The organism is Pseudoalteromonas sp. H71, assembly GCF_001468485.1.
GTDB lineage: Bacteria > Pseudomonadota > Gammaproteobacteria > Enterobacterales > Alteromonadaceae > Pseudoalteromonas.
Genome location: NZ_LODI01000001.1, coordinates 298,688 through 323,620, shown reverse-complemented (window position 1 = coordinate 323,620; position 24,933 = coordinate 298,688). Strand labels below are relative to the sequence as shown.

The following is a 24,933-nucleotide window of genomic DNA, read 5'->3' as shown; positions in this document are numbered from 1 at the left end:
ATTGTAGGAGCTGATAGTAAAAGTTTATGCCGAAGCCTTCGCCAACGCGGCAAAGAGCCATTGCACGTAGCGTCAAGTAAAGAGCTTGCAGGTGTATTAGCCGATAACCTACAAAATAATGACTTAGTGTTAACGCAAGGTGCGGGTAATATAGGTCAGTTAGTAAAAACATTAGCGGCGACAGGTATGTCGGTAGAAAAATTAAAGCAAGGTGAAGTATGACCCAAGTAAATGCACAATTTGGTAAAGTAGCGGTACTGCTTGGTGGAAACTCTGCAGAGCGTGAAGTGTCATTAAAGTCGGGTCAGGCTGTTTTTAATGCATTACAAAATTGCGGTGTGGATACTATTGCGTTCGATCCTCAAAATCGATCGTTATGGGAACTAAAAGAATTAAATGTAGAGCGAGTTTTTATTGCGCTGCATGGCCGAGGTGGTGAAGATGGAACCGTCCAAGGTGCATTGGAATTTATGAACTTACCTTATACAGGTAGTAATGTACTTGGCTCGGCTTTAGCAATGGATAAAATTCGTTGTAAGCATCTGTTTAAATCTGCGGGTTTAAGCACAGCACCTTATGCCGTTGTTGATGCTAAAAAGGGTTTTGATGCACACGCCATTATGGCTGAATTTAAAAAAGTGATGGTTAAGCCCTCTCATGAAGGGTCGAGCATTGGTATGGCGCAAGCAACTACTGCGCAAGAGCTTGAAGATGCATTAATTACTGCATTTAAGTTTGATAGCCAAGTGTTAGTAGAGCAGTGGGTAACCGGGCGCGAATTTACAGTGACTGTTTTAGGTGATGAAGTACAGCCCGTAATCGAAATGACAACACCGAATGGCTTTTACGATTACCAAGCAAAGTATCAATCAAACACAACACAGTATCATTGCCCAGCAAATTTATCGGCGCACGACACACAGCTTTTACAGGCTATGTCGTTAGAAGCATTTGAGTTAGTCGGTGCAAGCGGTTGGGGTCGCGTCGATGCAATGCAAGATGAGCAAGGCAATTTTTATTTATTAGAGGTCAATACCGTACCCGGAATGACAGAAAAATCATTAGTACCAATGGCAGCAAAAGCAAATGGGGCAACTTTTGAGCAATTAGTTGTTCGCATTTTGGAGCAAACGCTTTAATATGCATCCCTTTTTAGAAAAAGCTCATAAAATCAAACAGAACCTAAATTGGTCGCTGATTTTTGGCGTGAGTTTTTTTTTAGTGGTTGTTATTGGGTTAGTGCAAATTACAACGGGTGTATCTGATTGGTTAGTAAAAAACAAAGATGCGCAAATAAAGCACTTAACTGTGCAAGGACACCCTAAATACACAGATGAAACCGCGATTATAACAGCAATAAAAAAAGCGGATCTTAGTAGTTTTTTTGAGCTTGATGTAAAGCACGTGCAAAAGCTTGTACAAGATTTACCTTGGGTAGCGACAGTGTCAGTGCGAAAACAATGGCCAGATACGATTCAGGTCTATGTTGTTGAACACGAGGCGGTGGCGCATTGGAATAGTGATTTATTAATTAATCACAATGGTGAAGCTTTTCAAGCGCGCAGTGACAAATTAAGTAAAGATTTACCTCAGCTATTTGGCCCAGAGGGCAGTGAACAAGAAGCATGGATTGCCTTTAAGCAGTTTGACGAAATGCTTAAAGTAAACGCGTTAACGCTTAAAAGTTTAGCGTTATCAGAGCGTTTTTCTTGGCAGCTTTGGCTTGATAGCGGGGTGCGCTTAAATTTAGGGCGCAGAGATAAAGCCAAGCGTGTACAACGTTTTATAGACGTGTATCCACGCATGGAATACCCAGAAAAAGCACTGATAGATGCAGTAGATTTACGGTATGATACCGGCCTTGCAGTGAGCTTTAAGCCAGTGCAAGAAGAACAATTACAAAATAAGAGTAAGGCATGACTAAGTCAGCAGAAAGAAACCTCGTGATTGGATTAGACGTTGGTACCTCGAAAGTGGTAGCCACGGTAGGTGAAATCACCGCAGATAACAAGCTCAGCATTGTTGGTGTAGGCAGCCAAGTATCTCATGGTATGGATAAAGGCGGCGTTAACGATTTGAACTTAGTGTCTGAGTCTATTCGCCGTGCGATTGACGAAGCCGAACTAATGGCCGATTGTCGAATTAGCTCAGTGTACTTGGGGATTTCTGGTAAACATATTCAATGTCAGAACGAAAGCGGTGTTGTTGCTATAAACAACACTGAAGTGACAGATGAAGATATTGAAAATGTTATTCACATTGCACGCTCTGTGCCGATATCGGCTGAGCGTAAAATGCTGCACGCATTGCCGCAAGAGTACAGTATTGATATGCAAGAAGGGATTAAAAACCCTTTAGGTATGAGCGGTGTGCGTATGGAAGCACGTGCACACATTATTACCTGCTCCAATGACATGGCTAAAAACATAGAAAAATGTGTTGAACGTTGCGGCCTTGAGGTCGACCAACTGATATTTACAGCATTAGCTTCTTGTTATTCAGTTCTTACAGACGATGAAAAAGAATTAGGCGTGGCGGTACTTGATATTGGTGGTGGTACAATGGACATCACTATTTATATTAATGGTGCGCTGCGTCATTCAGCTGTCATCCCTGTAGCGGGTAATCAGGTAACGGGAGATATTGCAAAAATATTTCGTACACCTATATCGCATGCTGAGTCACTCAAAGTACAATATGCATGTGCAAGCAGCCAATTGGCAAGTAGCGAAGACACGATAGAAGTGCCAAGTGTAGGCGGACGACCAGCAAGGTTAATGTCGCGTCATACGCTGTCAGAGGTTGTAGAGCCTCGCTTTAGAGAATTGTTTGAACTGGCGATGGAAGAAATTCGTCGTTCAGGTTTAGAAGACCAAATTGCGGCGGGTCTCGTTATAACAGGTGGGACTGCCAAAATGACTGGTGCAATGGAAGTGGCGGAAGACATTTTTCAAATGCCAGTAAGAATAGGTAAGCCAATCGGGATGGTTGGTTTAACAGACTATGTAGATGATCCTTCGTACGCAACCGCTGTTGGTTTGTTACAATACGGGCGTACTATGCAATCGATGAATGCACAAAAGTCGAAAGCAGAGGATAACAATAATTGGTGGAACCGCATTACTAAATGGTTTCAAGGCGAGTTTTAAGACTCAAGTCGGAGAGTGAACATGTTTGATATAATGGAACAACACAGCGAAGAAGCTGTAATAAAAGTAATAGGCGTGGGCGGTGGCGGCGGTAACGCTGTTGAGCACATGGTAAAACAGCAAATCGAAGGCGTACGCTTCATTGCCGCAAATACAGATGCGCAAGCACTACGCAATTCAGCCGCCGATGTAACCGTTCAACTGGGCACACAAATAACCTCTGGGTTAGGTGCGGGCGCAAACCCTGAAGTGGGCCGTGAGTCAGCTGAAGAAGATGCAGAAACTATTCGCGCTAGCCTAGAAGGTGCCGACATGGTATTTATCGCAGCCGGTATGGGCGGCGGTACAGGTACAGGTGCTGCCCCAGTGGTTGCTAAAATTGCTAAAGAACTCGGTATTTTAACCGTTGCTGTAGTAACGCGTCCTTTTGACTTTGAAGGCAAAAAGCGCGCAGCTGCCGCAGAGCAAGGTATTAACGAACTATCAGAAATTGTAGATTCACTTATTACAATTCCTAACAATAAATTACTCAAAGTTTTAGGCAAAGGCACTACACTGCTAGATGCATTTGCTAAGGCAAACGACGTGCTATTTGGCGCAGTACAAGGTATTGCAGAGTTAATTACGCGTTCTGGTTTGATCAACGTGGATTTCGCCGACGTACGTACAGTAATGTCTGCCATGGGAACTGCAATGATGGGCACAGCGTCTGCATCGGGTCCTGATCGTGCGCAAGAAGCTGCAGAAGCTGCTATTTCAAGCCCGCTTCTAGAAGATGTTGATTTAACGGGTGCTAAAGGTATCTTAGTTAACATTACTGCGGGTATGGATATTGCGATTGAGGAATTCGAAATTGTCGGTAACCACGTTAAAGCACTAGCCTCTGAGAACGCAACGGTTGTTGTGGGTGCGGTAATTGACCCTGAAATGACCGACGAGTTACGTGTAACTGTAGTTGCAACGGGTTTAGGCGGCGATCGTCGTCCACAGTTTGGTATTGTTGATAACGGTTTTAAAAAGGCATCAGGTTCTGATGTTGCGAGCACGTCTAACCAAGCAAGCAGCATGTATGTGCCTAGCTTTGCAAGCCAAGACAGCACTGATGAAACTGCAGCTAAAGCGCAAACTGAAAGCGCAGAAAAAGCGAGTTCTAAAAGTTCAAGCAATGCAACAAGCTCGTCGTCGCAAGCGAGCAAAAAAGCAGATAAGTCAGAGGGTGGTGATTACTTTGACATCCCAGCTTTTTTACGTAAGCAAGCTGACTAACAAAAAAGCGTTATATTGCTGTTAAATTGAACGAATATTGTAAGGCGCGCGTACATATGTTACTATCCGTCGTCTAACTGTAATAAATTTAAGTGAGCGAACCTATGATTAAACAGCGTACGATTGCAGAAGTAGTCAAAGCCATAGGAATTGGACTTCATAAAGGTGAGAAGGTCACAATAACTCTCCGACCTGCGAGCGCAAATACTGGGATTGTATTTCGTCGTGTCGACCTTGATCCGGTTGTTGAATTTGAAACAACACCTGAAGCCGTTGGTGATACGCAGTTGTGTACCTGTTTAATTAACAAAGATGGTGTTCGTTTATCTACTACTGAGCACCTTATTGCTGCAGTTGCAGCAATGGGCATAGACAATCTAATTGTTGAGTTAGATAGCTCAGAAGTGCCTATTATGGATGGTAGTGCATTACCATTTATTTATTTATTACAAAAAGGCGGCATTGAAGAACAAAATGCGGCTAAACGTTTTATTCGTATCAAAGAAAAAGTACGTATAGAAGAAGGTGATAAATGGGCCGAAGTAGAACCATACGACGGTTTTCACATCGACTTTGAAATTGCCTTTGATCACCCGGCTATCAATGAGAGTCGCCAGCGTGTTGGTTTAGACATAACCGCGCAGAGCTTTACAGAAGAAATTAGCCGGGCTCGTACGTTTGGTTTTATGAAAGACATTGAATACATGCATGCTAATAACCTTGCACTAGGTGGCAGCATGGACAGTGCAGTAGTGCTCGACGAGTTTAAAGTACTAAACCCAAATGGTTTACGCTACAGCGATGAGTTTGTTAAGCACAAAATACTAGACTGTGTAGGTGACATGTTTATGACAGGCCACAATATTTTAGGCAAGGTCACTGCGTTTAAGTCGGGCCACGACTTAAACAACAAGTTACTTCGTAAAGTTATGGCAACTGAGTCAGCATGGGAGTGGGCAACATTTGAAACGCCTGTAACGATGCCTGCACCCGGTCTTGAGTTAGCAACTGCCTAACCAAGCATTTAAAGTACACACTTAAAACAGTTCCAAAAAATGACGCTTATTAGCGTCATTTTTTTGATTTGCACTTATCCTTTAAAGTAGTAAATTTTAAAAATTAAATGTCTAATATGGCTTGTAACTGTTCTAATTTAGTTATTGTGTAAGTGGGGGATATTCCCTCTGGCAATTGTTCGCCAGGGTGTTGTAACCAACACGTATCAATGCCTACATTATTACCGCCGAGTATGTCGCTTGATGCGGTATCACCTACCATTAATATTTGGCTTTTATTTGGGTTGCCCATCAGCTCAAAGGTATGTTCAAAAATAGCTTTGTTAGGTTTTGCTATACCTACAAGTTCAGATATAACCAACCACTCAAACATATCTTTCAAACCAGTATGCTCCAAACGAATTGTTTGTAGGCGGGCAAAGCCATTAGTAATAATGCCCAACCTAGCATGGGGTTTTAATTTATTAAGTAACTCTATAGCACCTGGTAATGGCTCACAAATTTGCGCCATTGCATCTAAAAATGCATCGTTCAACTCTTTAGCTGGCACATTCAATTTTGCTGACCATTCGTTAAAGCGGGTTACTTGTAGGTAATCAGCACTAATCGCACCATTTTGATAATCAACCCACAGTTGTTTGTTGGTTTTTTGATAGTGAATGTAATCGTCTTGCGTAAAGTTAACGCCGTAATTTTTAAACATACGGGTCATACCGGCTAAAATATCAAACCTAAATAAAGTTTCGTCTGCATCAAACAACACGTAGCTGTATTTCATTCAATTTCCTGTTTTTTATGTGCGATAAAGGTTGCTATGTAAAAAGGGGGCCATGGCCAAGGTAAGCGCTTGGGTATAGGTGCTTTCGCGTGTTGCATGGTTATTTGTAAGCAGGCCTATGGCGCCGCCTTTTTGTTTTATGTTAGTTGTATTAAATGCTTTATCCATTACATCGCCGAGCTCTTCGCCATTAAGCAGGGCTTTAAAAAGTATATTGGGTAATGGAAGGTTGCTACTACGTCCTACAACTTGCTCTGTGGCGTTATCAATAACAACATAGGCAAAGGTCGCTGCACCATAACTAAATTGCTCTGCACCGCCTTCCATTGCCACGTAGTAATCGGCTTGATGATGCTTTTTGCAATAGTTAACGCGGTTTTGCGCGCCAATGCGTGTTTCGTCTTCACCAATAGGTTGTTCAGGCACGTTTGAAGGGGCGTCAACACCTAGGCAATCAATGGTGTTATTTGGAAAGTACATAGTAAAAATGTGCTTTGCTGCATTTATTTTTACAGGGTTTTTAGACCCAACTATAACTTTTAACAAAGATGACATGCTGATCTCGTATTAAGTAAAATCAGCAGTGTACGTTAGTTCTGTTAAACAAAAAAGAGTACAAAAGCCATAATGCTAAATAGGTAAATCAAGCGGAGCGAGGTTTTCTAATGCACGCTTTTTCAAAATAATATCTTTAATAAGTGGCGTTAATACTAGCTCCATTGCAAGGCCCATTTTACCGCCAGGTACTACAAGCGTATTAATACGCGACATAAAGCTGCCTTCAATCATTCTTAAGTAATAGGGGAAATCAACATCTTCAATGCCTCTAAAGCGGATCACAACGAAGCTTTCATCAAGTGAAGGAATATCTTTTGCACTAAATGGGTTTGAGGTGTCTACGGTCGGGACGCGCTGAAAGTTAATATGGGTTCGTGAAAACTGAGGTGTAATATGATTTATGTAATCGTCCATACTACGCACAATTGACCCCATCACGGCTTCGCGAGAGTGGCCACGCTCTGAAGTATCGCGTATTAGCTTTTGTATCCACTCAAGGTTAATAATAGGCACCATGCCTATGAGTAAATCAACATGTTTGGCTACATCTACATCTTGGTCAACAACTCCGCCATGCAAGCCTTCGTAGAATAAAATGTCGGTATTATTATCAAGGTCTTGCCAGGGAGTAAATGTACCAGGCAGTTGGTTATAAGGGACCGCTTCATCAAAGGTGTGCAAGTACCGGCGTAATTTTCCTTGGCCGGTTTCACCATAGTTACTAAATAACGATTCAAGCGCCCCAAAGTCGTTAGCTTCTCGGCCAAAGTAACTAATATGTTTACTTTCTTGTTGGGCTTCGCGTATTTTTTTGTCCATTTCGGGGCGTGTGTAACGATGAAAGCTATCACCTTCAATGAATGCTGCATGGATATTTAGGCTACGGAAAATATGCTTAATAGCATTAGTTGTGGTTGTAGTTCCCGCACCGGATGAACCAGTAATAGCAATGATAGGATTTTTAGCTGACATGTTAATTCTCTTTTTTAGGACCAAGCTACATAACCAGACTCAATTTAACACTTTTTTAAGTCATTTGGGTATCTTACGTGTTGACTGACTAAGCTCAAGTGACGCCATCAGCAAATAACGTTATCATGGGGTGCTTAAAATTAAAACGAGAGAAAGCATGAAACTTTTAAAACCATTACTTAGCTTCTTTTCATTAAGTGCGATAGCCGCAGGTTATGCACATGCTAACATGCCCAAAAGCCAAATATTACTTGCCGATTTAAATACGCCATATGGTGTTCAAGTGACCATAGTAAGCGACAAAACAAGTTATAATAATCAGCCTTACTTAATTAACAACGATTTATACTTTACCCATGAGGTTATAACTAATAACCAAAGCCAAACCGATATTGCACATTACAATTTAACAACGCGTGAAATAACTAACTTAACAAATACGCCTGTCAGTGAGTATTCGCCAACATTAATGCCTAATAAAAATAGCTTGTCAGCCATTGTCGTAGAAGCCGATTCAAAACAAAAGTTGTGGCAGTATCCACTTGATACGCAAAGCCCGCCTAGTCGTATTTTTGATTGGATTGAACCTATTGGCTACCATGCTTGGGGTATAAATAACGATTTAGTGATGTTTATTTTAGGTCAGCCGCATACGCTTCAATATACCTCAGTAGACGCTGCTAAAGGTGAAATAGCCGCCAGTGATATTTCTCGCACACTGATTTATAACCATAACGCAGCGACGTTTTTATTTAGTTACACCAAAAGCGATGAACATATTTTAGCGAGCTTTAATCCTCAAAATAAACACGTAGACGATTTATTAAGGCTGCCCTCTCAGGTGCAAGACTTTATTTTAAAAGATGATAAAACAATTGCCTATGCCATTAAAAACCGTGTTTATCAGCGTAAACTAGATGGGAGTAATGAGGTATCGCAATGGCTTGATTTAAGCACATACTGTGAAACTAATATCACTCGAATGAGTTACAACAACGATAAGCTAGCATTTGTATGCGACGTAACACAATAAAGTAAGACTTCATATCGCGTATGCGATAAGGTTATACGCAAATTAACGGATAGGGATAAACATGGCGTACAGTGCAGATGAGTTAACAGAGCAACTTATAAAATTACAATGCAGAAGTAATTTTAAAATTAAAAACATTGCAGAATACATGTTAGTTAATTCAAAAGAGGCCTTTTACACTCACAGTGAAAGCGGTAAAGGCAAAATAGTAATTCGCCCTGCGTTTGAAGTATTCAGTGATGACTTTAACGATATAGATGGCGTAACTCGCGCACAAGGGTATTTTCATAGCAGTGAGATGACTCGCTTCCCAACGCGAATATATAAAAGCGCTCAACCAATTCATTATGGCGTGGCATTTAAAATAAACTCAGAGCAAGCTGCAAAAGATTTTATTGCTAAATTGACGATGATCATTGGCAATTAATCTATACTTTACTCAAGAGACTAATTATTAGTTCAGCCCTAAAAATGTAAAGCCGCTAAGTGAATACTTAGCGGCTTTTTATTACTTAATCAAACAGGTTTATTTGCTGTTTAAGAAGCTATTGACCGAATCAAGCTCGCGGTTTTTTAGTGCTATACAATCAAGTGTACTTTCTTCTAGTTTACTCAATGTACGGCTGTACCCAGGTACGTCTGAGATTTTATCGTTAAAGAAGTTTTGAGTGGTTGCTAAGCTTTTGGCATCACAGCCTACAGTTGTAAAGTACGGTAAGTTAGGAATAAAAAACGGCGGTAAACTTGCTGTTACTTTATCGTAATTGTTATAAACCCAATCTATGAATAATGCTTGGCGCTCTTCTGTGTAACTTTGCCCAGATAAAATAGTACGCATATCAGATGCGGTTACTTCATCAGTTAAGCTGTAAGCGAGCACTGTATTTTGTAACTCAGACTCACCAAAAAAGCCCATTGCCGCTAGCATGTTAGTGCGCACTTGTGGATCTTTAGTCGTTTTAAATGTTGTCATGAATTGATTAAGCAAGGCTTTATCACCATGAAAAGCAGCAAGTCTCAAATAGACACCCGCTAAGTATGGATCTACTTTTTGTGGATTAGTTAAATACACTTGCGTTTGTTCTTTGGCTTTATTGATTACGTTTTGGTCCTCGCCATCAAAACCTAAGCGAGATATAACGGCTGCGCGAAGTTGCGACACGGCACCATCTTCGTCAATTTTTGCCTCTAAACCATACTTTTTAGCTGCAGGGGTAACCGCATCACGTATAAACGCAGGCCATAGGTCTTTATTGCTCTCATCTTTGAACGTACGTTGCTGCGATACCAAGTAACCCAGCGCCGTATTTGCTACGCGAGGGTGGCCGTCGCTCACAAAAACTTCAAGTGTTTGCATTAATTTAGCGGCAGAGATAACACCGGCTTTAAGCAGTGCATCGGTTGCCGATAATAATGCTAAGCGTTCACGGTCAGTTAGTACCGTTGGTGCGTTTTCAATTAATGCGTTAAATTGCGCGTCGTCCATTACCCAGCGATAGTAGCCAAGAGCGCCTTGGTCAGGGTAAATCCACTCTGGTGCAAAGTCTAAATCAAGTGTTTGGCTTTGCTTGTTAAGTAAAATGCTGGCTGTTTTAACTTTGTCGCCTGCACCGTATTTAATCGTTACTGGCACATTCCAAAGCTGTGCTGGCGCATCAACACCAGCATTTACAAAGCGGCTTTGTGAAATAGTTACTTTTTTACCTTGTTGCTTAACATTTACAAGAGGGAAAGAAGATTGCTCAATAAATGATTTTAAAACACTGGCTACATCTTTGTTTGACGCTTTACCCAGTGCCTGCCATAAATCAGCCGCTTCTGCATTTTTATAAGAGAAGTCTTTTAAGTAACGTTGAATCCCTTTTTGGAACGCCTCTTCGCCAATCCAATTTTCAACCATTGCCAGTACTGAGCTGCCTTTACTGTATGCAAGGCCTAAACCGTCCATAATGTCAGCTTCAGTTTTAATTGGCTTACGAATCGGCTTAGTGCTCAAGCGGGCGTCTAATGCCATTACGTTGTTTTGCGGTAAGTCTAAATGTGATTCAAACTCAGGATTTAGCTGCTTGGTCATTTTAGCTGCCATCCAGCTTGCAAACGCCTCGTTTAACCACAAGTCATTCCACCACTTCATGGTGACCAAGTTACCGTACCATTGGTGAGCAAGCTCGTGAGCAATAATAGAGACGTTACGTTGTTTTTTACTGCGTGTTGCCGCGGCTAAATCAACTAACAAAATATCTTCGCGGTAGGTTACTAAGCCTGAATTTTCCATTGCACCAAATGGGAATTCAGGTACGGCAACCGAATCGAGCTTTTTATATACATAAGGAATACCAAAGTACTCTTCTAATGCTGCAAGTACGCGCGGCATATTATCTTTTGCGTATTCGGCTAAATGAATTTTACCTTGAGGAGTGATAACACGCCCAGGAATTGGCATACCTTCTATGTCTATTTCTTCAAACGGACCAACTGCCATTGCTACTAAATATGATGGAATAGGCGGTGTTTTATCAAAAAAGTGCGTTGTCATATCACCATTTGTTGTTGTTTTTAGTTCTGGTGTATTGGCATATACTTTTTGTGAGCTAGGGGCCGTTATTGTTAACTGAAAAGGAATTTTATAGCTTGGTTCATCAAAAACAGGAAAGGCACGACGTGCATCACTCATTTCAAATTGGGTAAATAGGTAAGGCGTACCTTGATCTAAGGTTTTGTATAAGCCCACACTTTGGCGATTGTAGGGTGCCGAAAAATCAATTTTAAGCGTGTATTTACCCGGTTGGATTTTTTCATCACAGCTAAATTTCACTTTACCTGTTTTAAGCATTTCGTTACTTAGGTCACAGTTTTCTTTACCCAACAGTTGTGCCACTTTAACAGCGTAATCAACACCATTGAGCTCAATATAATGGGTTGGTTTTAATACTTCTAATGCAATTTCAGTCATTCCTGAAAATGTATCTTGGCTAGGGTCGAGTGTTAGCGATACATGTTGAGAACTTGGTTTTGCGAGTTTTTCTATAACGAATTCGTTAGCGTGTGCAGCATTCATTGCTAGCGCAACGCTCACTGTTAAGAGGCTTTTAAGAAACATAATGATCCCTTGTTTATTGTTAGAAACGCCCAGATTTTATGGGTACAGTTTATCCTACCAGCTTTTATGGAGCGCGTAATTGATTTAAGAAGTGGCTTTGAATGTAAATAGTAACAAAGTTTGTCAGTGACTTTCGCGAGATAAAAAACGTTGCCAATGTAGTTGAGTATTTATAATGCGTACTTGTTGAATAACCGTATTTAATAAGTTGATGTCATCAAACTGGCTGTGTGAATATTCGTTAAAACCCATTAAATAATTAAAGGCGTCTTTAGAGTCAGCTTGCAGCGCATAAATACGAACTTGTTGTTCAAAGTTAAGACGCAGGCTACTTATGGCCGTTTTCATACCGAGTTGGTCAACGTTGGGGATATCACATTTTTGCAAGTAGCCTGCACGATCGCCCTCACCTGAAAACCAAATACGCACTTTTTCACTGTATCTGCCGGTTTTGGCCGGAAGATCAAACATAAGCCGTTGATAATTTTTTGATTTTATAAATTCAATATACTCATTAAATCCGGCATTAATCAATGCATTGTGTACAGGGACTAAACGCGGCTTTATTTTACCGTGAGTATGGAAGTTAAAACATAAAATATCATTATGAATACAAAGGTCATCAAGGGTCAAACAGCCAATTTCATCACTGTAAGCACCACTGTAGTAGGCTATTAGTGGCAGCCAAAAATGCCAATGTTTTGCTTGTTCACGGGGGAGTCGAAAATCACCGTATATATATCCATTATAAAGAGTGTGCAGTTCCATGGCTGAAAAAGGGCGGCGACCAAGATGGGTTTTCAACGTAATACCTTGAAAATAATAAGATGTTTTATTTTATACCCAACTAGCATTGGATGCTAGTTGGGCTACCAGGCTTTTATGTCCTGTGTGTAAACTATTATTCACTCAATGCGCGAGCTAAGCCGGTCGGTTCAATCTCTACACATACTTGGTCATCATTCCAATTAATGCCAACTAATGCGTCATCTTCATTTAAGTCTTCAACCCATGCATCTAAAAATTCATCAAGGCTAATTTCTACTGGGCTGTAATCTTTCCATTCTTCTTTACACTGCGCTTTAGCCGCTTCTTCACTTTCCCAAAGCAGTAAAACATCAGTGTCGTCAAATTGGTTTGAGTCGCACACTACAAAGCCATTATCTTCTGCGCCCAGTGCCCAAATGACTTCGCTAACACGTACTTTTTCTACGAAGTTAACTAGTTGTGATTCAATTTCAATATCGCTCATGTGTTTACCTTATTAAGTTAGTGACGAGGATTAGTTTCTATTGCTGATTGACGTTCGCTAAATTGCGCATGAAATACAACAAGTTCACTGTACTGACTAAAGTCAGTTAATTCACGAAAGCTAATCCAATCAAGCAGGCAGTATAAACTGATGTTGAGGTATTCACAGCTTTTAAATTCTTCATCGTTTAAATGGTTGCTTAAAAAGCTTAATGTTTGCTCTATTCGCTCATTTTGAAGATTAAAAAATAATGCATCGCTTTGAGTATCTAAGCCCGAGCGTTTACATAACAACATTTCAACTAGTGAGTCGTTACAGGCATTAATAGTGGTGAGAAGGTGTTCTTGTGGCCACGTTAGTTTTGCTTGGTCTGTTTTGTCTAATAAGTAGCGTATTATTGAGTTTGAGTCGCTCAGTGTTAAATCATCATCAATTAAAATAGGGATTTTTCGCGCAGGGTTTTTACTGGCCATTTTTGGGCGGTCTTGCTCAGAAAATATATCTAAGCTTACAAGTTCAATATGACAGTTATTTTGCATAGCCCACATTCTAATTCGGCGAACATACGGTGATGGGACAGAACCAATTAATTGCATAATCACTCCAAAAAAAAGCCGCTAATGCGGCTTTTATTAAACGTTAATAGCAGTAAAGCTCAATTTATTCTGAACGGCTTGTAACTTCAAGTAAATGATAACCAAATTGTGTTTGCACAGGGCCTTGTACTTGGTTAATAGGTGCAGAAAATACCACCTTGTCAAACTCTGGTACCATCATACCCGGGCCAAACTCACCAAGGGCGCCGCCGTCTTGCCCTGATGGGCAATTAGAATGTGCTTTTGCTAATTCAGCAAAGTCTTCGCCTTGTTCAATTTTTGTTTTTAAGTCTAAACATTGTGCTTCGCTGTCTACCAAAATGTGTCGTGCGCTTGCCACTGTCATAAAATCTCCTGAGTATAAGTGGTGTTTTTTTAACCTAGTGTATTGCCATACTAGTTAGTTTCAACAAATTGTACCAGTATAAATTTAGATTTTAGACAGCGAATTTTCTACTGCCTTAATCATTTTTGGTGAATCTGGTTTAACTTTACTGTTAAATCGTAAAATTGTTTTACGATCAGCAGATACTAAATATTTGTAAAAGTTCCAATTTGGCGAACTTGTTTGCTCATTTAAATGCTTAAATATAGGGTTTGCATCACTGCCTCTTACTTCGCTGGTGGCGAACATAGGGAAGGTAACCCCATAATTAATAAAACAGACTTTAGCCGTTTCTTTTTCGTTATCTTCTTCTTGAAAAAAATCATCAGAAGGAAAACCTAGGACTACTAGTCCCTCGTCTTTGTATGTTTTGTGTAGTTTTTCTAAGCTTTCAAACTGAGGGGTAAAACCACAGTTACTGGCAGTATTAACAATTAATAGCGGTTTATTTTTGAATTCGCATAGGTTTATTGATTCTTTAGAGCGCAGCTTTCGAATATCAACGTTGGTAAAATCGTCACAGGTGTGTGCCTCAATAGGTTCATTGTTTGGCAGTGTTTGTGCTGTAACCGCACTATTTATCAATAAAGAAGATAACCCTATTATTATTCTTTTTAGCATTATATTACCTAACTATCCGATTGTTTGATTGGCTGATCATACGCTAATATGGAGAAAATTGATCAACCACTTAAATTAACTATGACAACTCGCTTAGCTACTATTGACGATCTTAATGAAATTGTTGCCATTTATAATGAAACCATAGAAGGGCGAATGGTAACGGCAGATACCGAAGAAGTAACCGTTGAAGAAAAAAAAGATTGGTTTAATAGTCATACCCAAAAGCGCCCAATTTATGTTTACTGTGAAAACAATACCGTTCTTGCGTGGGTGAGCTATAAATCGTTTTACGGACGCCCAGCTTACGATGGAACTGTAGAAATGAGTATTTACATAACTAAGAATGCACAAGGTAAAGGCCTTGGTAAAAAGTTAATGCAGTTTGCCCAAGCTGAGGCTAAAAAACTTAAAATCAATGTGCTGCTTGGTTTTATTTTTAGCCATAATTTACCGAGTGTTAAGCTATTTAAGCACTTTGGTTTTGATGTGTGGGGCGAGTTACCAAACGTTGCTGTTATGGATAATAACTTATACAGCCTAACAATATTTGGTAAGCATTTAGAATAAGTTACAACAATTAATTGGTCATATTTGTTTACAAATAACATACAAGGAATGTGTGTTATTTAGGCATTTTTATACTACGCTAATAACATATAAATTTTATTGATTTAAAGTGTAGTTTAATGGAAAGAAAAATATTAATCATAGACAGTAGCACCATCATAGCAATGAGGGTAAAAGTACTCTTAGAGCTTATAGGGTGTCATGTTGAGTTGATCCATTTTTCTATGCTTGAAATGTACACTCATGCCAACAGCTTCGATTTAGTTGTTATTTCTCATGGTGTTCCGGTAAGCCCTGTTAAGCCTATAATCGATAAACTATCCCACGGGCGATTATTACTTCTAGCTCCAAAAACAGAAAATACTGAGCAGCTAACTGCATTTGCAGGCCTTAATAAAATAGTGCCTGAGGCAACGGTTGTTTACCCTTTTTTTTCTAATAAAGAGATCACCTCTCTTTTAGAGAGTTTATTAGAATTAGACTCAAGCCATATGTTGCAGCTACCCACTATTTTGCTGGTAGATCACATTCAAGAGCGACTTGAGAACATGCAAAGCAATTTGCTTGGTGCTCATATAAAAACCTTCACTGCAAGTAATTTAACTGACGCTCTTGGCATTGCACAAGACAATAAAATTGACATTTTAATAAGTGACTTTAGCTTAGGTGATGTCACCGGGTTACAGATATTTTCAAAGCTAAAAGCGAGGCAACCCAATACAAGGTGCTTACTTTTTACCTCTCGCCCTGACCAAGTTTCAATGATAGAAGCTATTCGCCAAGGTGTAGAAGATGTTCTTATTAAACCACTTAATGAAAATATTTTACTGCAATCAGTGCACAAGCTTTGGCAAACCGAATTATTAAAACGCCGAAATGCCGAGTTAGTTGATCGACTTCAAGAAACTGTCGATGCACTAATAGAAAAAGACAGCCTGCTGCAAGTTATTTATAAACACACCCCTGATGCGATCATGCTATTTGAACGGAATGGCCAAATTATTGAAGCAAATGACGCATGTCTTAAGTTGTTGGGTCTACCCTTTAGTGAGCTGGCAGGGAGATCATTATTTGATTTCTTAGATGATGACTCTGTTGCTGGGATCAGAGATAAAATTTCAACATTAAACAGTAATCGCCAGTTTAGTTATGATTTACGCCTCCCCATTCAGAGTGGTGGCACAGTCCCACTATTTGGATCTTTTAATGAAATAGACCACCATGGCGAAATTGCATTAGCAGTAATTTTTAAAAATGTGACGCATTTAAAGCAAAAAGAAGAACTGCTTCAAGAAGCAAAAGGCTTACTTGAAGAAGAAGTTAAAGCCCGTACATCGCAGTTAGAGCATGCTAAAAACGTAGCTGAAGCGGCAAATTTAAGTAAATCAGACTTTTTAGCTAATATGTCGCATGAGCTACGAACGCCTATGCACTCAATTTTAAGTTTTGCTCGCTTTGGGCTAGACAAATTAGAAGCGGGTGATTTTGCAAGAGAAAAGCTATTAAAGTATTTGTCACGCATTGAATGCAGCGGCGATAGGCTACTATCGTTACTAAACAACCTGCTAGATTTATCAAAGCTTGATGTTGGTAAATTTCCATTTAATCCGCGCCCGCATAATTTAGAAAGCATTATCAAAACCAGTATTGATGATGTGTCGGGCACGGCTATGGAAAAACAAATTAATATTATTTTTCCGGCGCCAGATTCAGCAGTCATTGCGCAATGTGATGAAGAGCAAATTAATCAGTTGTTACGCAATGTATTGGGTAATGCATTAAAGTTTAGCGAACCGAAAAGCAATATTACGCTCACGCTTGCTACAAATGATGAATATGCTGAAATAAAAGTCATTGATAGCGGTATTGGTATTCCTGAAGATGAGCTTGATCATATTTTCACAAAGTTTGTGCAAAGCAGTAAAACAAACAGTGGTGCAGGTGGTACTGGATTAGGGTTGGCACTTTGCAGAGAGTTTGTATCGTTACACCAAGGTCACATTAATGCCTATAATAATGCCTGCGGCGGTGCCACAGTGCATATAAAACTACCACTCAAAATAAATTTAGAAGAACATCTAGTTAACGAATAAAAGTACGCTAAAACAGTAGATTGCTTTTTTAAGTGATTTATTTTCGAATTTAAAAGGATGATTTAGTTATGGCTTTAACAAAAATACTAGCAGTAGATGACGAGCCTTTTAATCTTGAAATAATAGAAGAGATTTTAGAGGAACTGGATTTTGAGCTGAAGCTCGCTACCAGTGGCCCTGAATGCTTGGATATGGTTGAAGATTATATGCCGCAGGTTATTTTACTTGATGTAAGCATGCCGCAAATGAGTGGTTACGAAGTATGTAAAATGCTTAAATCTAACCCCAATACAGCACATATTATTGTTATGTTTGTATCAGCAAGAGGAACGGTAGAGGAGCGAATGGAAGGCTACTCAGTCGGTGCTGAAGATTACATTGTAAAACCGTTTGGACACGACGAGCTTAGGTCTAAATTAAAGAATCTAAATCAAGTATTAGTCGAAAAACAAAGCCTGGAAAAACAAGTGGAAGTGGCCACATCTACCGCTTTTAACGCGATGGCTAACAGCAGTGAAATGGGGCAAATAGTTAACTATGTCGAAAATATTGCGCTAATTACTAATCCAGATGATCTAGCAAAAGCACTCATTGATTGCCTGCAATCGTTTGATCTTCAGAGCAACGTAGAATTTAGATACGACTCTATTGTTAAGCATTATGCTTTGCATGGAGTGTGCTCGCCTATTGTTATTGAGTTGTTTGAAATGCTTAAAAATAAGGGGCGGCTACATGAATTTTCGCAGCGTTTATTGGTTAATTATGAACTAATAAGTTTACTTATTTTAAATATGCCAGGACATGATCCAGATAAACACGGCAGAATACGTGACCACGTTTGTTTTATAGTAAGTGTTACAGAGCAGCAGTTACGCGCCATAATAACTAAAAATTTATTAGATGCGCAGCAAGTAAAACTTAATGCAGTGGCAAGTACTGTGCACACCAAGTTTCATGGTTTGATAGATTTACTAAATGAAAGCCGAATAAATAATGAACAGGTGTTTAAAAAGCTACAAGAAGACCTTGAAGTAAGAATTCCAACGATGGGGTTAGATGAAGACCAAGAAATTTTTATCTATAAAAAAGTAGATGAAACAATTCAAAATTCAGTAGCCCGCGAGGAGTCTGTTGTTCAAGTAAAAGAAGCGTTTGCAGATATTGAAAAAGAACTTTCAATTTTACTAAACCACAGTCAATAATGTGAGCTTTTGCGGATTAAGGTTTGTTAAAGCTTGGTCTTTTTAATCACTGCGTAAGATTTGTAACTAAGCGGGCTCTACATTACTTAGGTAGCAAATAGATTACTGTAATTTAAACCCTTATAAAACCAACAGACCTTGAGGCTACCATAAGTTTTATGCATCTCGTGGTAAGCCTTTTTCTACAATCCTAATCAGCCTTTGCGTTTTTCTAAGTGAGGGTTGTTTATTGTTTTGCTGCTTCAGGGCCCACTCAATATGCTCTTTTACTAGGTCACTACACCCATCTATTTTTTGCTCTAGTGCATCAATAATATCTGGGGCAAAGTTTGCATTACCTAAACCAACCGCTAAATTACGTAACCAACGTTCGTGACCAATTCGGCGGATCGGACTCCCTTCGGTATTTTTTAAAAATGTTTCTTCATCCCAGCTAAATAGCGCTAGCAAGTCTTTGTCTTTTAGCTGCGTGCGCGGGTGAAAGTCTTGTTCGTCGGTGATTTGTCCATAACGGTTCCATGGGCACACTAGTTGGCAGTCGTCGCAGCCGTAAACACGATTGCCTAATAAAGATCTATACTGCTCAGGGATAGGCCCTTGGTGCTCTATTGTCAGATATGAAATACATTTTCGCGCATCAACCACATAGGGTTCTACAATTGCACCTGTAGGACATAATGTTATACAGGCAACGCATTTTCCACAGCCTTCAAAGGTGTTTTCACTATCAATAGGCAAAGGTAAGTCAATAAACAGCTCGCCTAAAAAAAACCATGACCCTGCTTCTTTATTTATAAGTAACGAATGTTTACCGCGCCAACCTAGCCCCGCTTTTTCTGCCAATTGGCGCTCTAGAACAGGGGCTGAATCAACAAAGGGCCTAAAACCATATTCACCCACTTCTTGTTCTATTTTTTGACCTAACTTTTTTAATCGGTTACGTATTAATTTATGGTAATCACGACCAAGTGCATAACGGCTAATATACGCTTTTTGTTTATTTTTTAATGTTTTAGCAAAGCCTGCATCAGGTGGGAGGTAGTTCATTTTTACTGATATGACTCGCTGTGTACCAGGTATGAGTTCCGCTGGTCGTGCGCGCTTCATGCCGTGTGTTGCCATATAATCCATTGAGCCATGAAAGCCGGCATCAAGCCAGCGTTGAAGCTGTTGCTCATGCTTACTCAAATCTATATCGGTAATGCCCACTTCGCTAAAGCCAAGTTCTTTTCCCCATGCTTTTATTTGCTGGGCTAATTTAGGGTAGTCAGGAGTTAGGTTGCTCACACATTTTCACGCACGTTAAATAATCACCCAGTAATTTACCATATTTACAGGGCGGTGTTGAGTTTAGCGCGTTAATGTAGCGCAAACTAAAGCAAAAAGCGCTTTAATTGCTGCTGAGTTTGCATGCTTAACTCTTGTGATAATTGGCTATCGGCAAGGGCGGTGTCTATTTGTTGTTTGGCTTGCTCACCAAGCTCAACAATTTGCTCTACCGATTGATGGGTTAAATTTTGCGTATCTTCTAGTAAATGCACGGCGCTGGCAATTTGCTGTAATTGCTGTTGATTACTCTCAAATTCGTTAAGCATTTTACTAAACCCATCTGAGGTTGCACTTATTGAATTTTGTGCATTTTTAGAGTGGCTAATCAGCTGCTCTGACTCTTTGTTGGTTTCACTGACCAAATCATTCATTTGATTAATAAAGTCACTAATTTGGCGAGTTGCACCGCTTACCTTAATTGAAAGTGTGCGTACTTCATCAGCAACAACAGCAAAACCACGTCCGGCTTCACCTGCTCGTGCAGCTTCTATTGCGGCATTAAGAGCGAGTAAGTTAGTTTGATCAGAAAATTCCTCAACCATTTTTAAAATGCTGCGAATATTTTCACTGTTTTCTTTTAACCCCTCCACTGTGCTTGCAAAACTACCTAGCATATTAGTAATTAATTGAACTTGCTCAACGAGGGTACTGAGCTCTTTATCTGAGAGTTTAACAAAGGCTAAATGTTCATTATTTACAGTGTGGACACTGTCGGTGTTGCCCACAATATTTTGCAAGCTTTGAGTAATTTGGTTGCTGGCATCAATGATGGTGTGGCTCAAGTGTATTTGCTGCTGGCTAGAGTTTTCAGTATGCTTCATCGACTCTGTAACTGCTTTATTACTTTGCGCACTTGCCTCTGCACTGGTGTAGGTTGTGTTAAGCAGTTCACCTAAATGGCTAGTGAAATCGTTATATTGGGAGCTTAACGTTTTAAATTCGTCGAATGAAAAGTGCGGGAGTTTGGCGTTTAAATTGGCATCTTGTTGATTAATTTTAATGAGCGTATCGGACATTGCTTTTACAGGACGCACAATTAAAAATCGCATATAAAAAAGGGTAAACGCAAAGCCAGCAACAATAACCAAGGTTAGCAGCCAAAAAAGACCAAGACTTTGTTGCTCACTTAAGCTGTCATAAAGCCAAAATAAAGTAATAGCCTGAAACAAAAAAACAAAACTCAAGTTACCAACAATTTTACGCGTTAAAGTAAAAAAGAACGTTTGTTCGATATAATTATAAATTTTCATTAAGCCACTCATCTTGCTTAAACCTATGTTTGAACGCTTTTACGCAGGCATTAGCAAGGTATAAGCGAATCTATTTATTAGCTTACGATAGCAAATATGCTTTGGATTGCATGGGAAAGTTGGTAAAAATTCCGTCTAAACCGTAGTCACGCATAAGTGCGATATCTTGTTGTTTATCCACAGTATAAGCGTAGATTTCTAGCCCGCGCTTTTTAGCATCATCTACAAATGCCTTGTTAATAAAGTTTTTATCTACATGCACGCTAAATGCATTTAAATCTTGGGCAAACTTAGCATAATTAATTGGAATAGAAGACGTCAATGCGCCTATTTTTAACCAAGGTAAACGTTTTTTAAGCCATTGTAATTGATGGTGATCAAACGATGACACTAAAATATTAGCACATGAAATTGTTCCCGCACTGATATTACGCTCAAGCTGGTTAGCAAACTTTTCAAGCTCAAAGGCATGTTTAAGTTCTAAATTAAGTAAGGTTTTATTATCATTCCAATCAAATAACTGCTGAAGCGTGGGTATATATTCGCCATTACCAGCATCAAGCTTTGCTAGAGTTGCGGCGTCAAACTCGCTAACTTTACCTTTACCATTAGTGGTTCGATCTAACCACGAGTCATGTATGATCATGTAATCGTCGGTGGCACTTTGAATATCAACTTCAATACCATCTACGCCAATATTCAACGCTTCTAAAATGGCACTTTTGGTGTTTTCGGGAAAGTGGCCGCTTGCGCCTCTGTGTGCAAAAATTTTCATTGTCGCGCCTTTTTAGTAATCGACCAAGTTTCAAAGCATGCCGCGCTTACAATAAGTGCGCCGCCAATAAAAGTCATTAATGTTGGGCGTTCGTGAATAATAATAATAGCCAAAATAGTACCGTACAATGGTTGTAAACACGAAATTAACCCTGCCGTTGCAGCCGATAAATGTTTTAAACTTGCCGCAAATAGCGAATGTGGTGTAGCGGTAAATATAATACCAGCAACGGCAATTAAAATAAGGTCATGGTTACTCACTTCGTACACGGGCACTTCAATAAATACGCACAGCATTAAGCTTGCCACTAAGGTTTGATAAAACATTGTTTGTGGGCCGCCATATTGGCTAAAGTAGCGTTTATGGGTAATGTTTCTAATAGAGAAAAATAACGCCGATACCACACCAGTAATAACACCGAGCGTTACATCGTCACCTAAATCAGCACTTGGCACTAATAAATAAATACCAAGTACAACTACGCCAGCACTTATTATGTCTTTTGCTTGAGGCTTATTTTTATTAAATAACGGCTCTAAAAAAACCGTCATTACTGGGTAGCTAAAAAATGCAAGCATACCAATGGTTATGCCTGCCATTTGCATCCCCGCAAAGTAAGTCACCCAGTGTAATCCCACCGCAACACCTAAAAATAGGGCAATAAAGTAGTCTTTTGGCTTATTTAGCTTTATTTGTTTTTTTCCTAATAAAAGCATTGTCAATATCGCCATACCAGCAATGGCTGTTCGGTAAACGGTAATATCCAGCGCATTTAAACCAATGAGTTTGGCAAATAGGGCCGTTCCTCCAAAAAGTAACACGGCAATATGTAAGTAAAATAAACTTTGCTGTTGTGGCTGCATTTAAACGTCATCTCCTTTTTTTAGCATGTTATCACTGGGCGAGCGTCTACAAGATGAATTTTTTGAAATATGACAAATGTCAGCAAAGTTAATGACACTTCACACTCTTATTATTTTTACGTACTGGCATAGTTACTCTACTTAATAGGAGAGCGCTATGAATAGTTTAGTTTTAATGAGTCTTGATATCAGCGAATTTTTTGATTCGCTCAATTTTACTATCACTTACATTGATTATTTTATGCTGATAAGCATTTTTGTGGTATCTATATTTATTAATAAAAATAGTGCTTTAAATAAAAATAATACACCTGAGGTATTAGCATGAGTTCGCTAAGTAGCTTTTCTCAACAAACGGATAAAACGTTTTGGAAATATGGCCATTTAATTTTTACAGGCTTTTATTTATTGCCATTAATTATTAATTTTGACCAATTTACAAAAAGCCAAATGAGTCTATGTTTAGCTTTTTATATTGCTTTTATTATTTTGTACATAAAAGCAATTAACTGCGATAACACAAAAATTACTCCCTTATTTTTAGCCTTGCTGGCCATTTGTTTTAGCGCTACTTTTTTTACCTCTGGCACACCTACTTTGTATGGTTTTGTTGCCTATGTGGCAGGGTATAGTTATACCCAAAAGCAGCGGTTTTATGCTGCATTAGCCATTATAGTCGCGCTTTTTGCAAGTTCGTATTTAAGCGATATGGGAAAGCTTCAGTACTTTTTGGCTGTCGCATTAATATTATGTGCCGCCTTATTTAGTTATGGAATTGCAGCAAAAAGAGAGCGCGAACATAAAAAACGTGAACAAGAAAGCGCAAACCAATTAGAGCAATTAGCTGCTATTGCTGAGCGAGAACGTATAGCGCGTGACCTACACGATATTTTAGGCCACTCACTTTCATCTATTGCATTAAAGGCCGAGCTGGCTAATAAACTAAATCAAGGTGAGCGCTACGAGCAAGCTAATAACGAAATAGCCCAAGTAGCCGACCTTGCAAGGCAGCTACTTAGCGATGTGCGCAATGCCGTAAGCGACTTAAAAGAGCTCAATCTAGTAAGCCAAGTTGCACAGTTAAAACAACGGTTATTAGAGCAGGACTTTAATGTCACGTTTAACGTTAAGTTATCTGTGCTACCTGCCAAGGTAGAGGGCATTGCTAGTTTAATAATTAAAGAGTCAGTTACTAACTTATTACGCCATAGTGCAACTAAAAACTGTGTAATAACAATTAAACAAACACCCCAGCAACTACTCATTGAAGTGATAGATAATGCTCATTGCATCACACTTAAAGCAGGCAATGGTTTAAATGGGATCAAAGAGCGGGCAGAGCAAATAGGAGGCAGTGCAACGTTTACCTGTGGCGAACGTTTTACATTAAACGTAGCGCTGCCAATTTCATCTGAGGATTTACAATGATCAAAGTATATTTAGTGGAAGATCAAGCGCTAGTGCGTGACGCTGTTAGTGCATTACTTAGCCTAGATTTTAATATTGATGTAATTGGCCAAGCAAGCAACGGGCAAGAGGCCCTAAATGCTATTAATGCGCTTGATGAAGATGCGATGCCAGATATTATTTTAACCGATATAGAAATGCCTACTATGAATGGTATTGAGCTTAGCGAAAAAATAGCAACGCAATTTCCGGCTATAAAAATGGTGATCATGACCACGTTTTCACGCGCTGGATATATTAGGCGCTCGTTAAGTGCCGGTGTTAAAGGGTTCATATTAAAAGAAGCTCCGAGTGACGAGCTAATCAACGCGCTTAAAAAGGTAATGCCAGGTCAAAAGGTAATTGACCCAGAGCTTGCCATTAACGCCCTAGACGACGCCGACCCACTTACCGACAAAGAACGAAAAGCATTAAAGCTTGCAAGCGATGGCCTTAAAACGAGCGAAATAGCCACACAGTTATTTATAAGTGAAGGCACAACGCGTAACTATTTGTCAGATGCCATTGCCAAACTTAATGCAACAAACCGAATCGACGCAGCACGTATAGCTAAACAAAAAGGGTGGTTATAAACACATGTGATTAAGGTTTATAAATTTAACACAAACCCTTACTATATTAGCCATAACAATAAAGAAACGAACAGCGCTTAAAACAA

Annotated in this window: 26 protein-coding genes and 1 pseudogene; 14 read left to right on the top strand and 13 right to left on the bottom strand. The window is 39.5% G+C overall.

All coding sequences use genetic code 11. The annotated features are described in order from the left end of the window. From murC to lpxC, 6 genes and pseudogenes are all read left to right on the top strand, one after another. Positions 1–222 (top strand): annotated as a pseudogene (murC, locus tag ATS71_RS01465) (UDP-N-acetylmuramate--L-alanine ligase); the annotation flags it as partial. Next, positions 219–1,139, top strand: coding sequence for a D-alanine--D-alanine ligase (locus ATS71_RS01460; RefSeq protein WP_058403214.1), 921 nt, complete (start codon positions 219–221; stop codon positions 1,137–1,139). The pseudogene murC and the gene ATS71_RS01460, both read left to right, overlap by 4 nt. A gap of 1 nt (position 1,140) precedes the next feature. Then, the gene (locus ATS71_RS01455; RefSeq protein ID WP_058403213.1) at positions 1,141–1,920 is read left to right on the top strand and encodes a cell division protein FtsQ/DivIB; all 780 of its coding nucleotides are present in this window, start codon (positions 1,141–1,143) and stop codon (positions 1,918–1,920) included. Continuing rightward, a complete protein-coding gene (gene ftsA, locus ATS71_RS01450) occupies positions 1,917–3,149 on the top strand; it encodes a cell division protein FtsA (protein ID WP_010555687.1) in 1,233 nt (410 codons plus the stop codon). The genes ATS71_RS01455 and ftsA overlap by 4 nt, the downstream gene beginning before the upstream one ends. A 21-nt stretch (positions 3,150–3,170) precedes the next feature. After that, positions 3,171–4,415, top strand: a complete 1,245-nt coding sequence (gene ftsZ, locus ATS71_RS01445) for a cell division protein FtsZ (RefSeq protein WP_058403212.1) — start codon at positions 3,171–3,173, stop codon at positions 4,413–4,415. A 104-nt stretch (positions 4,416–4,519) separates the two neighbouring features. Beyond that, positions 4,520–5,431 carry a UDP-3-O-acyl-N-acetylglucosamine deacetylase gene (gene lpxC / locus ATS71_RS01440; RefSeq protein WP_008126813.1) on the top strand — a complete coding sequence of 304 codons (912 nt, stop codon included), beginning with the start codon at positions 4,520–4,522 and terminating at the stop codon, positions 5,429–5,431. 103 nt (positions 5,432–5,534) lie between these two features. Here the strand turns inward: lpxC and yjjG are convergent, their stop codons facing one another. The 3 genes from yjjG to ATS71_RS01425 form a co-directional block, all read right to left on the bottom strand. Then, a complete protein-coding gene (gene yjjG, locus ATS71_RS01435; protein WP_058403211.1) occupies positions 5,535–6,209 on the bottom strand; it encodes a pyrimidine 5'-nucleotidase in 675 nt (224 codons plus the stop codon). Positions 6,210–6,224: 15 nt separating this feature from the next. Beyond that, positions 6,225–6,764, bottom strand: a complete 540-nt coding sequence (gene yjjX, locus ATS71_RS01430) for an inosine/xanthosine triphosphatase (protein WP_058403210.1) — start codon at positions 6,762–6,764, stop codon at positions 6,225–6,227. A gap of 75 nt (positions 6,765–6,839) precedes the next feature. After that, entirely contained in the window at positions 6,840–7,739 is a 900-nt protein-coding gene (locus ATS71_RS01425) for a phosphoribulokinase (RefSeq protein WP_058403209.1), read from the bottom strand. Between the two features lie 157 nt (positions 7,740–7,896). Between ATS71_RS01425 and ATS71_RS01420 the strand changes: the two genes are divergently transcribed. Both ATS71_RS01420 and ATS71_RS01415 read left to right on the top strand, forming a co-directional pair. Beyond that, on the top strand, positions 7,897–8,772 hold the full coding sequence (locus ATS71_RS01420; RefSeq protein WP_058403208.1) for a hypothetical protein: 876 nt from the start codon (positions 7,897–7,899) through the stop codon (positions 8,770–8,772). A 61-nt stretch (positions 8,773–8,833) separates the two neighbouring features. Beyond that, positions 8,834–9,199, top strand: a complete 366-nt coding sequence (locus ATS71_RS01415) for a hypothetical protein (RefSeq protein ID WP_006794078.1) — start codon at positions 8,834–8,836, stop codon at positions 9,197–9,199. Positions 9,200–9,298: 99 nt separating this feature from the next. On the opposite strand, the gene ATS71_RS01410 is transcribed toward ATS71_RS01415, so the two are convergent. The 6 genes from ATS71_RS01410 to ATS71_RS01385 form a co-directional block, all read right to left on the bottom strand. After that, positions 9,299–11,872 (bottom strand): M1 family metallopeptidase, encoded by a 2,574-nt coding sequence (locus ATS71_RS01410; protein ID WP_058403207.1) that lies wholly within the window; start codon positions 11,870–11,872, stop codon positions 9,299–9,301. 123 nt (positions 11,873–11,995) lie between these two features. Then, complete coding sequence (locus tag ATS71_RS01405; RefSeq protein WP_058403206.1) at positions 11,996–12,676, bottom strand: hypothetical protein; 681 nt, start codon at positions 12,674–12,676, stop codon at positions 11,996–11,998. Positions 12,677–12,773: 97 nt separating this feature from the next. Beyond that, positions 12,774–13,124, bottom strand: a complete 351-nt coding sequence (locus ATS71_RS01400) for a DUF2750 domain-containing protein (RefSeq protein WP_058403205.1) — start codon at positions 13,122–13,124, stop codon at positions 12,774–12,776. Between the two features lie 17 nt (positions 13,125–13,141). Continuing rightward, the gene (locus tag ATS71_RS01395) at positions 13,142–13,720 is read right to left on the bottom strand and encodes a glutathione S-transferase family protein (RefSeq protein ID WP_058403204.1); all 579 of its coding nucleotides are present in this window, start codon (positions 13,718–13,720) and stop codon (positions 13,142–13,144) included. A gap of 64 nt (positions 13,721–13,784) precedes the next feature. Then, entirely contained in the window at positions 13,785–14,066 is a 282-nt protein-coding gene (locus tag ATS71_RS01390; protein ID WP_002958009.1) for a peptidylprolyl isomerase, read from the bottom strand. 84 nt (positions 14,067–14,150) lie between these two features. Next, the gene (locus ATS71_RS01385; protein WP_058403203.1) at positions 14,151–14,726 is read right to left on the bottom strand and encodes a glutathione peroxidase; all 576 of its coding nucleotides are present in this window, start codon (positions 14,724–14,726) and stop codon (positions 14,151–14,153) included. Between the two features lie 81 nt (positions 14,727–14,807). Between ATS71_RS01385 and ATS71_RS01380 the strand changes: the two genes are divergently transcribed. The 3 genes from ATS71_RS01380 (at position 14,808) to ATS71_RS01370 (ending at position 18,591) form a co-directional block, all read left to right on the top strand. Continuing rightward, the gene (locus ATS71_RS01380; protein ID WP_058403329.1) at positions 14,808–15,296 is read left to right on the top strand and encodes a GNAT family N-acetyltransferase; all 489 of its coding nucleotides are present in this window, start codon (positions 14,808–14,810) and stop codon (positions 15,294–15,296) included. A gap of 119 nt (positions 15,297–15,415) precedes the next feature. Continuing rightward, the gene (locus ATS71_RS01375) at positions 15,416–17,389 is read left to right on the top strand and encodes an ATP-binding protein (protein ID WP_058403202.1); all 1,974 of its coding nucleotides are present in this window, start codon (positions 15,416–15,418) and stop codon (positions 17,387–17,389) included. 68 nt (positions 17,390–17,457) lie between these two features. Continuing rightward, positions 17,458–18,591, top strand: a complete 1,134-nt coding sequence (locus ATS71_RS01370) for a response regulator (protein WP_058403201.1) — start codon at positions 17,458–17,460, stop codon at positions 18,589–18,591. A gap of 156 nt (positions 18,592–18,747) precedes the next feature. On the opposite strand, the gene queG is transcribed toward ATS71_RS01370, so the two are convergent. From queG to ATS71_RS01350, 4 genes are all read right to left on the bottom strand, one after another. Next, entirely contained in the window at positions 18,748–19,878 is a 1,131-nt protein-coding gene (queG, locus tag ATS71_RS01365) for a tRNA epoxyqueuosine(34) reductase QueG (protein ID WP_058403200.1), read from the bottom strand. Between the two features lie 86 nt (positions 19,879–19,964). Next, complete coding sequence (locus ATS71_RS01360) at positions 19,965–21,182, bottom strand: methyl-accepting chemotaxis protein (RefSeq protein ID WP_058403199.1); 1,218 nt, start codon at positions 21,180–21,182, stop codon at positions 19,965–19,967. A 70-nt stretch (positions 21,183–21,252) separates the two neighbouring features. Beyond that, the gene (locus ATS71_RS01355; protein ID WP_058403198.1) at positions 21,253–21,945 is read right to left on the bottom strand and encodes a glycerophosphodiester phosphodiesterase; all 693 of its coding nucleotides are present in this window, start codon (positions 21,943–21,945) and stop codon (positions 21,253–21,255) included. Next, positions 21,942–22,808: a DMT family transporter gene (locus ATS71_RS01350; RefSeq protein ID WP_058403197.1), complete on the bottom strand. Its 867-nt coding sequence runs from the start codon at positions 22,806–22,808 to the stop codon at positions 21,942–21,944. Before ATS71_RS01350 ends, ATS71_RS01355 begins: the two co-directional genes overlap by 4 nt. Before the next feature lie 157 nt (positions 22,809–22,965). Between ATS71_RS01350 and ATS71_RS18660 the strand changes: the two genes are divergently transcribed. Genes ATS71_RS18660 through ATS71_RS01340 form a run of 3 tightly spaced genes read left to right on the top strand, consistent with a single transcriptional unit; the run spans position 22,966 to position 24,847 of the window. Beyond that, complete coding sequence (locus tag ATS71_RS18660) at positions 22,966–23,136, top strand: hypothetical protein (RefSeq protein WP_201020850.1); 171 nt, start codon at positions 22,966–22,968, stop codon at positions 23,134–23,136. Then, positions 23,133–24,236: a sensor histidine kinase gene (locus ATS71_RS01345; protein ID WP_058403196.1), complete on the top strand. Its 1,104-nt coding sequence runs from the start codon at positions 23,133–23,135 to the stop codon at positions 24,234–24,236. The genes ATS71_RS18660 and ATS71_RS01345 overlap by 4 nt, the downstream gene beginning before the upstream one ends. After that, on the top strand, positions 24,233–24,847 hold the full coding sequence (locus ATS71_RS01340; RefSeq protein WP_058403195.1) for a response regulator transcription factor: 615 nt from the start codon (positions 24,233–24,235) through the stop codon (positions 24,845–24,847). Before ATS71_RS01345 ends, ATS71_RS01340 begins: the two co-directional genes overlap by 4 nt. Positions 24,848–24,933: the final 86 nt, after the last annotated feature.